This window comes from Vibrio jasicida 090810c (assembly GCF_002887615.1).
Classification (GTDB): Bacteria; Pseudomonadota; Gammaproteobacteria; order Enterobacterales; family Vibrionaceae; genus Vibrio; species Vibrio jasicida.
This window is the reverse complement of the sequence record NZ_CP025793.1, coordinates 1,856,395-1,871,138: the sequence shown is the minus strand read 5'-3', so window position 1 is coordinate 1,871,138 and position 14,744 is coordinate 1,856,395. Positions and strand designations below refer to the sequence as shown.

General features: G+C 45.4%; 13 protein-coding genes. 6 read left to right on the top strand and 7 right to left on the bottom strand.

The window, feature by feature from the left end; all coding sequences use genetic code 11:
- Positions 1-359: 359 nt before the first annotated feature.
- Entirely contained in the window at positions 360-1,478 is a 1,119-nt protein-coding gene (gene malK, locus C1S73_RS25915) for a maltose/maltodextrin ABC transporter ATP-binding protein MalK (RefSeq protein WP_038867207.1), read from the bottom strand.
- 670 nt (positions 1,479-2,148) lie between these two features.
- Between malK and malE the strand changes: the two genes are divergently transcribed.
- The 3 genes from malE (at position 2,149) to malG (ending at position 5,885) form a co-directional block, all read left to right on the top strand.
- Positions 2,149-3,327, top strand: a complete 1,179-nt coding sequence (malE, locus tag C1S73_RS25905; protein ID WP_038867208.1) for a maltose/maltodextrin ABC transporter substrate-binding protein MalE — start codon at positions 2,149-2,151, stop codon at positions 3,325-3,327.
- A gap of 80 nt (positions 3,328-3,407) precedes the next feature.
- Positions 3,408-4,982, top strand: coding sequence for a maltose ABC transporter permease MalF (gene malF, locus C1S73_RS25900; protein WP_038867214.1), 1,575 nt, complete (start codon positions 3,408-3,410; stop codon positions 4,980-4,982).
- 12 nt (positions 4,983-4,994) lie between these two features.
- Positions 4,995-5,885 carry a maltose ABC transporter permease MalG gene (gene malG, locus C1S73_RS25895; protein ID WP_020194055.1) on the top strand — a complete coding sequence of 297 codons (891 nt, stop codon included), beginning with the start codon at positions 4,995-4,997 and terminating at the stop codon, positions 5,883-5,885.
- A 374-nt stretch (positions 5,886-6,259) separates the two neighbouring features.
- Here malG and C1S73_RS25890 read toward each other — a convergent pair whose 3' ends face one another.
- The 3 genes from C1S73_RS25890 to C1S73_RS25880 form a co-directional block, all read right to left on the bottom strand.
- Positions 6,260-6,505, bottom strand: a complete 246-nt coding sequence (locus tag C1S73_RS25890) for a hypothetical protein (protein ID WP_038867219.1) — start codon at positions 6,503-6,505, stop codon at positions 6,260-6,262.
- A 159-nt stretch (positions 6,506-6,664) separates the two neighbouring features.
- Positions 6,665-7,150 carry an acyl-CoA thioesterase gene (locus tag C1S73_RS25885; RefSeq protein ID WP_038867221.1) on the bottom strand — a complete coding sequence of 162 codons (486 nt, stop codon included), beginning with the start codon at positions 7,148-7,150 and terminating at the stop codon, positions 6,665-6,667.
- 165 nt (positions 7,151-7,315) lie between these two features.
- Positions 7,316-8,221 carry a DMT family transporter gene (locus tag C1S73_RS25880; RefSeq protein ID WP_038867223.1) on the bottom strand — a complete coding sequence of 302 codons (906 nt, stop codon included), beginning with the start codon at positions 8,219-8,221 and terminating at the stop codon, positions 7,316-7,318.
- A 98-nt stretch (positions 8,222-8,319) separates the two neighbouring features.
- Here C1S73_RS25880 and C1S73_RS25875 point away from each other — a divergent pair, with 98 nt between their 5' ends.
- The gene (locus C1S73_RS25875) at positions 8,320-9,108 is read left to right on the top strand and encodes an AraC family transcriptional regulator (protein WP_038867225.1); all 789 of its coding nucleotides are present in this window, start codon (positions 8,320-8,322) and stop codon (positions 9,106-9,108) included.
- Here the strand turns inward: C1S73_RS25875 and C1S73_RS25870 are convergent.
- Positions 9,103-10,020: a M14 family metallopeptidase gene (locus C1S73_RS25870; RefSeq protein WP_038867227.1), complete on the bottom strand. Its 918-nt coding sequence runs from the start codon at positions 10,018-10,020 to the stop codon at positions 9,103-9,105. The two genes, C1S73_RS25875 and C1S73_RS25870, sit on opposite strands and share 6 nt — an antisense overlap.
- Before the next feature lie 173 nt (positions 10,021-10,193).
- On the opposite strand from C1S73_RS25870, the gene C1S73_RS25865 reads away from it, so the two are divergent.
- Positions 10,194-11,102: a DUF808 domain-containing protein gene (locus C1S73_RS25865; protein ID WP_038867229.1), complete on the top strand. Its 909-nt coding sequence runs from the start codon at positions 10,194-10,196 to the stop codon at positions 11,100-11,102.
- A 103-nt stretch (positions 11,103-11,205) separates the two neighbouring features.
- Here the strand turns inward: C1S73_RS25865 and pyrC are convergent, their stop codons facing one another.
- Positions 11,206-12,234: a dihydroorotase gene (pyrC, locus tag C1S73_RS25860; protein ID WP_038867231.1), complete on the bottom strand. Its 1,029-nt coding sequence runs from the start codon at positions 12,232-12,234 to the stop codon at positions 11,206-11,208.
- A 155-nt stretch (positions 12,235-12,389) separates the two neighbouring features.
- On the bottom strand, positions 12,390-12,554 hold the full coding sequence (locus C1S73_RS25850; protein ID WP_005453437.1) for a YqaE/Pmp3 family membrane protein: 165 nt from the start codon (positions 12,552-12,554) through the stop codon (positions 12,390-12,392).
- Between the two features lie 272 nt (positions 12,555-12,826).
- Between C1S73_RS25850 and C1S73_RS25845 the strand changes: the two genes are divergently transcribed.
- On the top strand, positions 12,827-14,644 hold the full coding sequence (locus C1S73_RS25845; RefSeq protein ID WP_038867233.1) for a hybrid-cluster NAD(P)-dependent oxidoreductase: 1,818 nt from the start codon (positions 12,827-12,829) through the stop codon (positions 14,642-14,644).
- The last annotated feature ends 100 nt before the right edge of the window (positions 14,645-14,744 follow it).

Genomic DNA, 14,744 nt, shown 5'->3' with positions numbered 1-14,744 from the left:
GTGTCGTTCTCAATATCCGTGTCGTTAACGCTTTATATTGTTAAGGCTTGTGTAATAGATTGGGCTAGAGCCCTTATATATCCGAAACAAGTTTAAAAATTTGCATTGTTTGGGTAAGTGGAAATAAGAATGAAATTTAGACCTTAGGCTAATATTTACAGGTTAGGAAAAACGTAATACTTACTGGGGGTTGGTGGGTAAAAGTACTAATCAGGGAGTAAGATAAGGTAACTAATGTTTGACGATGAACATTGTCTATTGGATTAATTTTTAAGGTGAGAAATTAATACGATAGTTTTGAAATAAAAAAATCCCTCTCGAATGAGAGGGATTGTTAGCAAGCAAAGGTGAAAGAGATTTTATTCTACGTCTACGCCATTTTCTTTATGTAGGCGACGACACGCGCGACCATCACTGTGGAACAAGTGGCATCGATGCGCTGGGATACCGATTTCAAGCTTGTCACCCGTATCAACTGGTAACGTGTCTGGCTGGCGATAGATAACATCTGCGTCAGCACCTTCAAGGTTCAAGTAAACTTGAGTCTCATTACCAAGTTTTTCAACAATCATCACTTCGCCGTGAATTGCTGCGTCAGCTTCTGTTGCTTCAATGAGGTGCTCTGGACGAATACCTAGTGACATACGGTCACCACGGTTAACTGTTGTGCCATCGACTGGAATCCAGAACGACACACCATTAGAAAGTTGTACTTTTACGCGCTCTGCTTCGGCTTCTTCAATGAATACACTCATGAAGTTCATTTTTGGTGAGCCGATGAAGCCAGCGACAAAGCGGTTTTGTGGGTAGTGGTAAAGCTCCAGAGGTTTACCAACCTGAGAAACGTAACCGCCATCAAGAACCACGATTTTATCTGCCATTGTCATTGCTTCTACCTGATCGTGTGTTACGTAGATCATGGTACAGCCTAGTTGGCGTTGTAGCTTAGTGATTTGCGCACGCATGTTTACACGAAGCGCGGCGTCTAGGTTTGATAGTGGCTCATCAAGAAGGAATACGTTTGGCTGAGAAACAAGCGTACGGCCGATGGCGACACGTTGACGTTGACCACCAGATAGTGCTTTTGGTTGACGCTCCAACAAGTGACCCAGCTGAAGAATTTCCGCTGCGTGCTCAACACGCTTATCGATTTCCGCTTTGTCTGCTTTTGCCAGCTTAAGACCAAACGACATGTTGTCGTATAGATTTAGGTGTGGGTAAAGAGCGTAAGACTGGAATACCATACCAACACCACGTTTGGATGGTTCTACGTCGTTCATGCGCTCGTCACCAATATACAAATCACCTGATGTAATGTCTTCAAGACCGGCAATACAACGTAGAAGGGTAGATTTACCACAACCTGATGGACCAACGAAAACCACGAATTCGCCTTCGTGGATTTCTAGATCTACGTTTTTAGAAATCAGTACGTCGCCATACGCTTTACAAACATTTTTTAACGTGACACTCGCCATGTAGCTCGTCCTCGATCAATTTTTATTTTTCACCGCTCATCATTATATGAATTTTCTAGCGAGCAGTAACAGTAGGAATCGGTAAGTTATTGGGATTGGTAAGAAAAACAGGGTAACGCTCCAAAATGTCCTGAACAGGAGCGTTACCCACCATAGCCAAATACGAGTTTCTCTCCCCCACATTATTCGTGTTGTCTCCCCCGTGAAATAATTACCACAAACAACACCAATAATGACAATTCCGCTCGTATGGCAATGCAAAACCAGCAAATCTTTTAACCTATAGGGTAGGTACTGCTGGGAAAGGGTTCTTACCATCCACTCTTGGATGACTGCAGTTTCTAAGATTGTGCTCATTGCTACATCCTCCTAGTGGAAATAATTGTAGGGGGAGTAGGCGGGGAGGAGGCAAAAAGGAGGAGTAGAGGGAGAGTTGGGCGGAAATCACATTATTGCGTGACCTAAAGTTGAAACCGATCACAGGAAGTATTCATTTTGTGATTTGAGTCTCTAACCCTTGGCGATTCAGATCACGAAAATACGTCATAATTGCAAGGGCGTAGGGATTAGGAGGATGAGACATATAGGATTATTTCAGATGATATATGTCGAAATACGGCTGAACCTCAATGGACTAGCCCTACATCAAAAATATAAAAAGGATACGAACATGAAAAAATTAAGCGCTGCAGCACTAGGTACTCTTGTTGCTCTGGGCTCTTTCGGTGCAAACGCTGCCATCGAAGAAGGACAACTTACTATCTGGATCAACGGTGATAAAGGCTACAACGGCCTTGCAGAGGTTGGTAAGAAGTTTGAAGAAGACACTGGTATCAAAGTAACAGTGGCTCACCCAGACGGCCTACAAGACAAGTTTCCTCAAACTGCAGCGACAGGTGATGGTCCTGATATCGTATTCTGGGCTCACGACCGTTTCGGTGGTTATGCAGAAGCTGGTCTACTTGCTGAAATCAAACCTTCTCAAGAGGTTCAAGAAGGCATCGTTGATTTCGCATGGGATGCAGTTCGTTACGACGGCAAACTGATCGGCTACCCTGTAGCGGTTGAGTCTCTATCTCTTATCTACAACAAAGACCTTGTTCCAAACCCACCTAAAACATGGGAAGAGGTTGCAGCATTAGATGCGAAACTTAAGAAAGATGGCAAGTCTGCAATCATGTGGAACCTAAAAGAACCGTACTTCACATGGCCACTAATGGCGGCTGATGGCGGTTACGCATTCAAGTACACTTCAACTGGCTACGATGTTAAAGATGCTGGTATTGCGAGCGAAGGCGTGAAAGACGCAATGAACTTCGTGAAAGGTCTTGTAGACAAAGGTGTTATCTCTGCAGATATGGATTACTCAGTATCTGAGTCTGCGTTCAACCAAGGCACTGCGGCAATGACTATCAATGGCCCATGGTCATGGGGCAACATCGAGAAGTCTGGTGTGAACTACGGCGTAACAACACTACCTAAATTCCAAGGTCAATCTTCTAAGCCATTCGTTGGTGTTTTAACTGCTGGTATCAGCACTGCATCACCTAACAAAGACCTAGCAGTAGAGTTCATCGAGAACTACCTACTAACTAACGACGGTCTACGTATGGTTAACAACGATAAGCCACTAGGCGCGGTTGCTCTAAACTCATTCCAAAAAGAGCTAGATTCAGATACTCGTATCGCTGCAACAATGGACAATGCGATGAACGGCGAAATCATGCCAAACATCCCACAAATGAACGCATTCTGGGGTGCTGCTAAGAACGCTATCATCAACGTTGTTGACGGTCGTCAAACTGTAGATGCTGCTCTAGCAGATGCAGAAAAACAAATGACTAAATAATTCAGTAATACCCTTTTTAAGGAGGGGGCAACCTCTCCTTACTTTTCTACTTTTATCCTATATTCGCTAGCAGGTTCCCTATGCAGTCAGTTCAAGGTACAAATGCTATGACAGCACCAGAAGCCAGCCTTCCGAGCAGCAAAAAAGTGTTTATCAAGTGGGCACTATTAGGCACAGTCGGCATTATCAATGGCTACGCAACAATCCTTATGTATTCTCGTGGTGAGATTGCGTTTGCACTCCTTACGCTCATTCTTACCGGTTTAGCGCTATTTATTTTTGGTAGTAAAAAGACCTACGCTCATCGTTATATCTACCCAGGTATTGCGGGGATGATCTTATTCATCCTTTTCCCTTTGGCTTATACCATAGGTCTCGCATTCACTAACTACAGCGCAAAAAACCAACTCTCTTTTGACCGTGCGCAGACCGTTTTAATGGACAGAACGTACCAAAGTGGTGATAGCTACCCGTTCACTCTGTACAAAACTGAGCAGGGTCATCAAATTGTAGTGAAGAAAGGTGAGGCGCTTTTAGCAACACCAACCTTTGAATTGCAAGGCTTCTCTGCGACAGACTTAGATTTAGCGCCAATCACAGAAGCGACGGGCGATAAAGAACCGATTAAAACGATCGTTAAAAACCGTAGCGCTTTGAGTGGTGTTGATCTACACCTGCCAAACGGCGATGACATCCGTATGAGCGGTCTTCGTAAGTTTGCGGCTGTTGTTCCGCTTTACACGCTGCAAGACGATGGTGAGACGCTATACAACAATCGTACCCAAGAGACACTACGTCCAAATATGGATGTGGGTTACTACCAACCAGTAGACGAAAATGGTCAGTTTGTTGGTAACACGGTTTCTCCAGGTTTCGTAGTAAACATCGGTACGCACAACTTTGAACGTGTTTGGAAAGATGATGGTATCAAAGAGCCGTTCATCAGCATCTTTATCTGGACGATTGTTTTCTCTGCGTTGACCGTTGTTTGTACACTGGTTATCGGTCTAGTACTTGCAAGTGTCGTTCAGTGGGAAGCCTTGAAAGGCCGCTCTGCATACCGATTACTGCTTATTCTTCCGTATGCGGTACCAGCGTTTATCTCTATCTTGATCTTTAAAGGTCTCTTCAACCAGAGCTTTGGTGAGATCAACATGTTGTTAGAAGGGTTGTTTGGTATTAGCCCTGCGTGGTTCTCTGATCCATTCATGGCGAAAACCATGATCCTAGTGGTTAACACATGGTTAGGTTTCCCTTACATGATGATTCTTTGCATGGGTCTACTAAAAGCCATTCCTGAAGACCTCTATGAAGCATCAGCTATTGATGGCGCAAACTTCATCACCAACTTTACTCGCATCACGCTACCGATGATGCTTAAGCCACTAACGCCATTGCTGATCGCTAGCTTCGCGTTTAACTTCAACAACTTTGTACTTATCCAGCTATTAACGGGTGGTGGTCCTAACATGATTGGCACATCGGAGCCGGCAGGTTACACGGACTTACTTGTAAGCTACACGTACCGCATTGCATTTGAAGGCGCTGGCGGTCAAGACTTCGGTCTAGCAAGTGCGGTTGCAACGCTTATCTTCCTATTGGTTGGCGCGCTAGCACTATTGAACCTACGTGTTACTAAAGTAGCTCAGGATTAAGGAGACAGAACAATGGCAATGGTACAAGGCAAGTCATTAAAATATCGTGTTTGGGCTACGCATATCGCAATGTGGGCGTTCTTAGCGCTGATTATCTTCCCTCTACTGATGATCATCGCGATCTCATTCCGTGAAGGTAACTTTGCAACAGGTAGCCTTATCCCAGACAACCCGACGCTAGACCACTGGAAATTAGCGCTAGGCATATCAGTCACAAACGCAGATGGGTCGGTTACACCGCCGCCATTCCCAGTCATGACTTGGCTGTGGAACTCAGTAAAAGTTGGTGGTATTTCAGCTATCTTGATTGTGGCTCTGTCGACCACTTCAGCGTACGCGTTTGCTCGTATGAAGTTCAAAGGTAAGAACACTATCCTGAAAGCGATGATGATCTTCCAAATGTTCCCAGCAGTATTGGCATTGGTTGCACTATACGCATTGTTTGACAAACTAGGTCAGTACATCCCGTTCCTAGGCTTGAACACGCATGGTGGTTTGATCTTCGCTTACTTAGGCGGTATCGCTCTTCACGTATGGACAATCAAAGGCTACTTTGAAAGCATCGATTCTTCATTAGAAGAAGCAGCAGCGCTCGATGGTGCAACGCCTTGGCAGGCATTCCGTCTGGTACTACTTCCACTGTCAGTGCCAATTCTTGCGGTAGTGTTTATCTTGTCATTTATCATGGTGATAGGCGAAGTTCCGGTAGCATCACTACTGCTATCTGATGTAAACTCGTACACTCTTGCGGTTGGTATGCAGCAGTACTTGTACCCTCAGAACTACTTATGGGGCGACTTTGCAGCAGCAGCAGTGCTTTCAGCTGTACCAATCACAGCGGTATTCTTACTGGCGCAACGCTGGCTTGTTGGTGGTCTAACGGCTGGTGGTGTGAAAGGTTAATCTTGGTTGGTCACTAAGATACAAAAGAATAACTAGAAAAGGGCGACCATTAGGTCGCCCTTATATTTAGCAATCGATATTACACTTTTGGTTTGGCCGCCGATCAGTAATATCTCGCTTTAATTGGCGTTACGCATAGCTGGCTGTTAGCTTAGTTCCTTACGCTTTAATCACTAACAGTTTCTTGTAACCATAACCTGAGTCTTGACTCAGGTTTTTTTATGCCCGTCGTTCACGAGGTTTATTTTCTTAATGCAGGTAGAGATTAGCGGCTTTGCAATGGATTACACAGTTGAGCCGGAATGCCATGCGTATCACTTCACATAAATAATCTGTGGGTATTTTCGAAAGGGCGATCAGGGAGTTGGGAGAGATTAAAGCTCTCGGCTTGAAGGAGCGCAACCTACGTACTGAAGCAAGGTATATAAGCTCTCTTGTTGCAGCGCAACGCGACGAAATAAATCAGCAAAAGTAGAATCACCACCAAAGCAAGCTTGAATGTAATGGTTAATCTCTGTTTCGTTATATCCTTCGACATACATCGTTCTTACCCACTGGTATTCAACGGCTTTCAAATTAGTGAGTGTGTCTTCGCTTAATGTGGTCTCTTTCAATCTCAAGATCCAAACTCTATCCAATAGCAAAATTGTGCTTGGATTTAAGCAAATCAAAGTGAAAGATTTATGACAATTTGACGCTTGTGTGAAGCGAATGACACAACCATGATATTGCTTCACACAGCAAGGGGGCAAACGTTTACTTTTGTTGAGCGACGTGAGTTATTTGAGATACTTAACGTGCGCTTCCATCTCTTCGCCAATTTGCTTACGCATATTCATCAAGCGAATAGCCGATTGTTCTAGTGCTTTGTCTTCATCCGACTCAGGAATCCACTTTGGTACATCGGTTGGTTTTCCGTCTTCATCAACTGCAACCATGATAACGATGCAATGTGTCGTAAGACGGTTTTTTAACTCTTTGGGATCGCAGGCTTGTACATCGATAGCAATGTGCATTGAACTGCGTCCTGTGTAGATAACTTTGGCACTGACTTCGACTAAGTTACCGACATGAATCGGCGCGACAAATCGAATACCACCCGCATACGCTGTGATGCAGTACTTGCCACTCCAAGCCGCGCTGCACGCGTAAGCGGCCAAGTCGATCCATTTCATTACGGCGCCACCGTGCACTTTACCACCGAAGTTTACGTCTCCGGGTTCAGCAAGAAAACGAAGGGTAATATCTCTTTGACCACTGCTCATCTGTCATTCCTTTATTGTTGTCGTTGTTATTAGACTCAATGTATCAGCAAGGAATTCATTCTGGAATAGGAGACGCAACAAAATATTAACTTTTCTGTCAGCCTGAGCAGTAAAAGGTGCGGAGTACAAAAAGCCACGGAAGATACCGTGGCTTGAGGGATTGAATTACGATGTCGCAGGCGGTAAATCTGGGCTTGGCGATTGCACCTTCTTTCGAATCTTAACCTGCGACAAGATAACGCCAGAGATAACCAGCACGCCGCCAATAATGTGGTACACATGGATTTCTTCGCCGAGCATAGTCGAAGCCAAAGCTACCGAGACCACAGGCATCAGGTTCATGAACATGGCACTAGAATCCGCGCCAATCAAATCGATGGCTTTCACCCACATCAATGGGGCAAAGATAGACGCCGCAATACCTGCGTAAGCAATTAAGGGTAGGGCGCTTTGGCTTGGAAGTAACTGGTCGCTGCTAAGCCAAAGTGGGGTAAGCATTATTAGCGTGAAAAAGCCCTGCATGTAAACCAGAGTCATACTGTTGAATGGCATTTTCCAACGCTTAAGTAACACGCAGTAAATCGCGTAACAAAGGGCAGCAAGAAGCATCAAGCTGTCACCTTGTGTCATATCTTGATGTAGGAAGTAAGTAATATCACCATGTCCGAGCATAAACGCTAAGCCAGCTAGAGAAATGACACCACCTGCGACGCTCAACATCGAGATAGATTTACCAAGTAAAGGTACGCTCAAAAATACGCTTATAAGTGGCACCAAAGATGTGATTAGCGCCATATTGGAAGCCGTGGTAGTCAAGCCTGCGTAGTAGCCTAACGATTGGTTTAACACCATTCCGAGCAGAGCAAGGCAAGCTAGCTTCGTCATGTAAGGACGAATGACATGACGTTGGCGGATTACGGCAGGTAGGCAAAATGGCGTCAGAAGCACCATAGCGACAAACCAACGGTAGAAACTCATTGCACTAGGTTCGATGGCACTTGCTGCCATTTTATTTACGATGGAATTCCCACCCCAAATCATGACAGTAAAAAACGGAAGCAAATAAACCATGAGAACCTCATCGCACAATAATTAATGGCGCTAGTCTGACAGGTCTTTATAATGGAAAGTATCTCTGGAAAGACATAGTAAGCGATAGGAAGACAATTTTGAAAAAGAGCACGAGGAATCTTCATCCTTCATTATCAATTGAGCAAGCACCATCAGATGTGTTTATGAATTTTGAAGCCTTTCTGTCGAATACTGAAACTCGGATTCATAGTCACCCTTGGGGACAAGTGCAGTTGATAAGTGGCGGTATTCTTGAAATGGATGCAGAAGACACACGCTTTTTAGCCCCACCACATCTGGCTATTTGGGTGCCGGCTGGAATTCGTCATACCAGCTATAACCGTAAGCCATTGGAATACTGCTCTTTAAATATCGCACCAGAGCTAACGCAGCACTTCCCGTCTAAAACCAGTCTGATCAAGGTAACGCCAATAGTGTCTGCAATTGTGGAAGACTTTCGTCAGCGCGACATTAACGTGGCAAAGAGTGAAGAAGACAAACGCATCGTACAGGTACTGCTTGATCAGTTAGCGAAGCAAGAGGTTGAGCATCACTTCTTGCCAACCACAGATAACAAATATCTGGAACCCATTCTTAAAGCCGTTGAAGAAGCGCCAACGGATGAAATTAGTTTGGGGGAGTGGGCGGAAAAGGTGCATACCACTGAACGAACGTTAGCTCGTCATTGCCAAAGTGAACTTGGCATGAGCTTTACCGAGTGGCGATTGCGAGTGCGTTACCTGCATTCGATGGAGTTGCTGAGAAAGGGGCAGACTGTAAAAGAGGTGGCGTTGACACTGGGCTACAACCAAGCCAGTCCTTTCATTGCAATGTTCAAGAAATACTCCGGCATCACACCGGAGCAGTACAAAAATCGCGTTTTATAGCTGAGTTAAAACGTAATCTAGCCCACCCACAACGGCGGCAACTTGAGCATCGTTACACTCTTCATCAGTCACTTTCGGGCTGTCTGGGTAAACTTCGGTTGTGGTGCCGTAAGTGCAGTTGGTTACGCCGCCACACAAACCCAGTTTCACCATTGGGTAATTAATGACGCCAAATTGCACCACTGGCGAGCCAATGATTTCGCCTTTATCGTCAGCAGGTGCAATGTGCGTTACTTTCGCTACTGACTCGATGACTGCTTTTTGGAACTCAGGTTGCGGGTTTTCTGTATCACCGACCGTGTAGAAACCGTCTGGGATCATGCCTTCGATGTATTCAAGGCCATCACGCGCCGCAAGTGCAGGGCGGAACTCAGTTTCATCAGAATCGGTGGTCTCGTGCAGGTCGATGTGCATTAGAACATCACCCAAGGTCGCAACAAGCTTCATCAAGTTTGCTGACTCTTCCGCAGGGCTATCTGCATAGAAAGAGCGGTTTGGATCGATCGCATTTGGGTTCCAGCGGTTAATCACTTCGTAACCCCAAGGGCTAACACATGGCGCAACGACAATGTTGAAGTGTTCTGCGTAGCGTTCTGCTTGCGTATCAACAAACTTCAGTGCGCCGTGCACACCACTTGTTTCGTAGCCGTGTACGCCGCCAGTGACCAAAACAACAGGCTTTGCTGCGTCCCAGTTATGAGTCTTGATACAAAACAGAGGGAAGCGTGCTTCATCGTAAGAAAGTGCGCCGTATTGCTCAACATCAAAACGCTCGCGAAGGGCATCAATTTTGGTCACGACTTCTTCTTGGTAGCTACGTTTTACGTCACGTTGCTCACACCAAGCTTTGCGTTCTGCTTCGCCCCATGGCTGACCTGGGGTACCGATTGGGTAAGTGTATCCGCTTTTCATCTATACTTTTCTTTTGTGTGCTTGAAAGGTAAGACAAGACTAGTCCTGTCTCAAAGCCACATCAACACAAAACACAATTTGTGACTTTATTCTTTGCAGAATCATAACTTTGCTGAGTAATTTAATGGTGTTACATTTTGTTACCTATTCAATTCCATAAAAGAGATAAATAAATGGCTGGAGCAAGTTTACTAACACTGTTGGATGACATTGCAGCTGTATTGGATGATGTCGCATTGATGTCAAAGGTAGCGGCGAAAAAGACCGCTGGTGTATTGGGCGACGATTTGGCGCTAAACGCGCAGCAAGTATCGGGCGTTGCTGCCGAACGAGAAATTCCAGTGGTATGGGCGGTCGCGAAAGGTTCATTTAAAAACAAGCTAATACTGGTTCCTGCGGCGTTGCTCATTAGTGCGTTTATTCCTTGGTTGATCATGCCGTTACTCTTGATTGGTGGTTTGTTTCTCTGTTTTGAAGGCGCAGAGAAGATCTTAGAGAAACTGTTCCCTCACGCTCATCAGCATGAAGATAACGCGGAAGAGTCCTCTGATACGGGTGAATCCGTGGAAGAGTATGAGAAGAGAAAAGTGGCGGGCGCGATCCGTACTGACTTTATTTTGTCTGCTGAAATCATCGTGATTGCGTTAGGTACGGTCACAGGAACAAGTTTCGTGACGCAGATTTTGGTAGTAAGCCTGATTGCGATCTTGATGACCATTGGTGTCTACGGTTTAGTGGCTGGCATTGTTAAGCTCGATGATTTGGGCTTCTATCTAGAGCGTAAATCAAATGGCGAAGGTCTGAAAGCCAAACTCGGTGGTGCGCTAGTGGCGTTCGCCCCGAAACTGATGAAGATGCTTGCGATTGTTGGCACTGCTGCGATGTTCTTGGTTGGCGGTGGTATTGTTGTTCATAACGTCCCTGCAATTCATCATCTGATTGAACCTATCATTATGGACTTCCGTGGTCACACGATTGCAACGGCGATCGTACCGACACTGCTTAACGGTGTGATTGGTGTTATTGCTGGCTTGATTGTGGTTGCTGCTTGGACGGTTGTTGAAAAGGTTCGCGGTAAATAAGCGCGAATTCAGTTTGTTGAGGCTATATTGAAGCCCAAAGAAAAGGGTCATGCCTTTCCATATCGAATATGGGGCATGACCCTTTTTCATTTCTTGAGGGTGATTACTTCACTTCCCACTCAATTTTTTCATTTGCGCGGATTGGCACAACGATGTCGCTGCCGAATGGCATCGTTTCTGGTACATCCCACGCTGCTTTTTCTAGCGTGACTGTATCTGTGTTACGAGCAATGCCGTAAAAATCAGGGCCATTCAAGCTTGCGAATGCTTCTAGGTTTTCTAGCTTGCCTTCGTTCTCAAAGACTTCAGCGTAAAGCTCTAGCGCTGCGTGTGCAGTATAAGACCCAGCACAACCACAAGCCGACTCTTTTGCGCCTTTTGCGTGTGGTGCTGAATCTGTACCTAGGAAGAATTTCTTGCTGCCGCTTGTTGCTGCTTCGATAAGAGCTTGTTGGTGGGTATTGCGCTTAAGAATTGGCAGACAGTAGAAGTGTGGCTTAATGCCGCCGACTAGCATGTGGTTACGGTTGAACAGCAGGTGGTGAGCGGTGATAGTTGCTGCAACGTTATCTGAAGCCTTGTTGACGAAGTGCGCTGCGTCAGCTGTAGTGATGTGCTCAAGAACGATCTTTAGGTTAGGGAAGTCGTTGACGATAGGAGCAAGAACCGTATCAAGGAATTCCTTCTCACGGTCGAAGATATCAACGTGATTGTGTGTTACTTCTCCGTGAACCAAAAGAAGCATGCCAACTTCTTCCATCGCTTCGAATACATGGTAGATATTTTTCGCGTCTGTTACACCTGAGTCTGAGTTTGTTGTTGCACCTGCTGGGTATAGCTTAGCAGCAACGATGTGACCGCTTGCTTTTGCTTTACGGATTTCATCAGGTGTTGTGTTGTCTGTCAGGTAAAGCGCCATAAGAGGTTCAAATTGCTCACCGTGTTGTTCAGCAAGGATACGATCACGGTAGGCTAGCGCCATGTCAGTATTGGTAACAGGTGGGACGGTGTTTGGCATGATCAGTGCGCGGCCGTTGTAACGGCTAATATCACGAACGGTATCTTTTAAAACGTCACCATCGCGTAAGTGAACGTGCCAGTCGTCAGGACGAGTAATAGTCAGTGTTGTCATTAATTGCTCCCACCATTAATAAAGTTGTGATTGGAGCCTAAACGCTGCATTTACCTCAAGAGCAAACGCTTGCGCTTAGGCGACAGGATGATAGAGGAATTGCACTTTCATTTCATCCCATTTTTCACATTTCTTTACGATAGGAGCTCAGGTGGTTACTTCATCGTCAACCAAAGTGCGTGAATCGTACCTGGTAGGAAGAAGAAGAACGTCAGGATAAGGTTGATGAAGAAGTCTTTCTCTAGACCTTTTTCCATGTAAACCGCCACTGGTGGAAGGAAGATACAAAGTAGAATTAGAATCAGTTTATTAGTATCCATGGTCTATGCTCCGGATAGGTTATTTAAAGGTGTCAAAAAGTTGGCGAATTATGTGCGCTATATCACTTTTTGGCAATCCTGTTTCGTCAGGAATATGCAAATTTATGGGACTCTGTTCATAAAATGAGACGCATAAGTCGGTATTCCAACGATGTTGATTGCCGCGCACTGAAGATACCTTAAACAAATTGATGTTTTATAGGCACTTGGGTCATCAAACGTATGAGGATATGATAGTCCAATAATTAAAAAGTATCGTTAGGAAGAAAGCCATGTCGCAGTCATTTTTGTCCCAAATTAATGTTTTTCCAGTCAAATCAGTCGGAGGTGTCGCCTTATCTTCCGCTTGGGTAGAAAAACAAGGATTGAGTTTTGATCGTCGATTTATGATTGCGACATCAGATGGCTCAATGGTGACCGCTCGAAAGTTCCCGCAAATGGTGACCATTAAGTCAGCGTTATTGCCCGATGGTGTGGTGTTTACTAGCCTTGGTGAAGAGCCACTAAAGATTCGCTATCAAGATTTCAAAATGCAGGAAGCACTTGCAACGGTTTGGAAAGACAGTTTTACTGCATACACCACCACTGACGAAGCGGATGATTGGTTTAGTAAAGTGTTAGGTCTTCGTGTTGAGTTACTTTTTACTGGTGAGCAATCCAATCGTGTAAGAGAGAAGTTGGGTCACAACGTTAGCTTTGCCGATGGTTATCCAGTGCTTGTTATCAGTGAAGCGTCACTGGAAGAGTTAAATCGCAGAAGCTCTGAGCAGCACTCAATGGATCAATTCCGAACCAACCTAGTGGTATCTGACACCAAGCCATTTGAAGAAGACTCATGGAAACGTATTCGTATTGGTGAAGTCGAATTTGAATCTGTAAAACCTTGTGAGCGTTGCATCCTAACCACCGTTAACACTCAACGCGGTACATTCCGAGAAAGCAAAGAGCCACTCAAAACACTGCAAGAGTTCCGCGCGAATGAGCGTGGCGGTGTATTCTTTGGCCAAAACCTTGTTGCTCTTAATGAAGGCATTATTCGTTCTGGTGACAAAGTCGAAGTGCTGGAATACAAAGAGCCAGAGTTCTATCCGGATAACTCTCCTCATCGAATGACGCTCACTTGTGTTGAACGAGAAGAGATTGCGCGCGACTTCGTAACCTTATGGCTTGAGCCAAGTAAAGGTCAGTTACCAACGTACTTACCGGGTCAGCATTTACCTATCGAAGTGGATATAGAAGGTAAGAAAGTAGGGCGTCGTTATACGTTGTCTTCGAGCCCTTCTCGCCCGGGGCGCTACGCAATTTCGGTCAAGCGTGTTTCTGGTGGTCGCGTTTCTAATGCACTTCTTGACAACTTACAAGTGGGTGATGTGCTTGAAGCTGAAACGCCAGATGGCCAATTCCACCTAAAAGAGCATTCAGTTCAACCTCTACTCTTGTTGTCTGCTGGTAGCGGCGTAACACCTATGCTGTCGATGGTTCGTTACTTGGCTGATCACAACCAACTCGATGATGTGGTGTTCTACCATCAGTGCAGCAGTGAGATTGATATTCCATGCAAAGAGGAGCTCGATGAACTAAAACGTCAGCATCCGGGGTTGGATGTGAAGATTTGCTTAACTCAGCCAGCAGTGGATTGGTTTGGCCTGAAAGGACGCATTAGCCTGTCTCATATCAAGCAGATCAAAGACGTTGAGCAGCGACAGGTGTTTGTTTGTGGTCCTGATGGTTTTATGCAAAAGGCGAAAAACCTCCTATTCAAGAAAGGGCTACCGGAAGATAACTATCATCAAGAAGCATTCGGCGTTGCGGCTATCACAGCCAAGCCAGAGAAAAGTGTTGAGATTGAATTCAACGGCTTTAAGTTGATGGGAAACAACCAGCAGACATTGCTTGAACAAGTTGAAAATGCAGGCAAAAGCATTAGCAACAGCTGTCGAGCGGGCTTGTGTGGTGCTTGTAAGGTTCAAATGGAATCAGGGCAGGTCGATCATCCGGATGTCCCTGCGATAAGTGCTGAGGAGTGTGCGATGGGTACAGTGCTCGCATGTTGCGCTATTCCGCAGACGGACGTGACAATCACAGACTAATTGCCATAAAGACGGATCGCAATCAGTAAAAAAACGCCGCTAACGTAGCGGCGTTTTTATCTATCTCAGAGCGGTTTCAGAAACGAGTCGCTCAGAAATA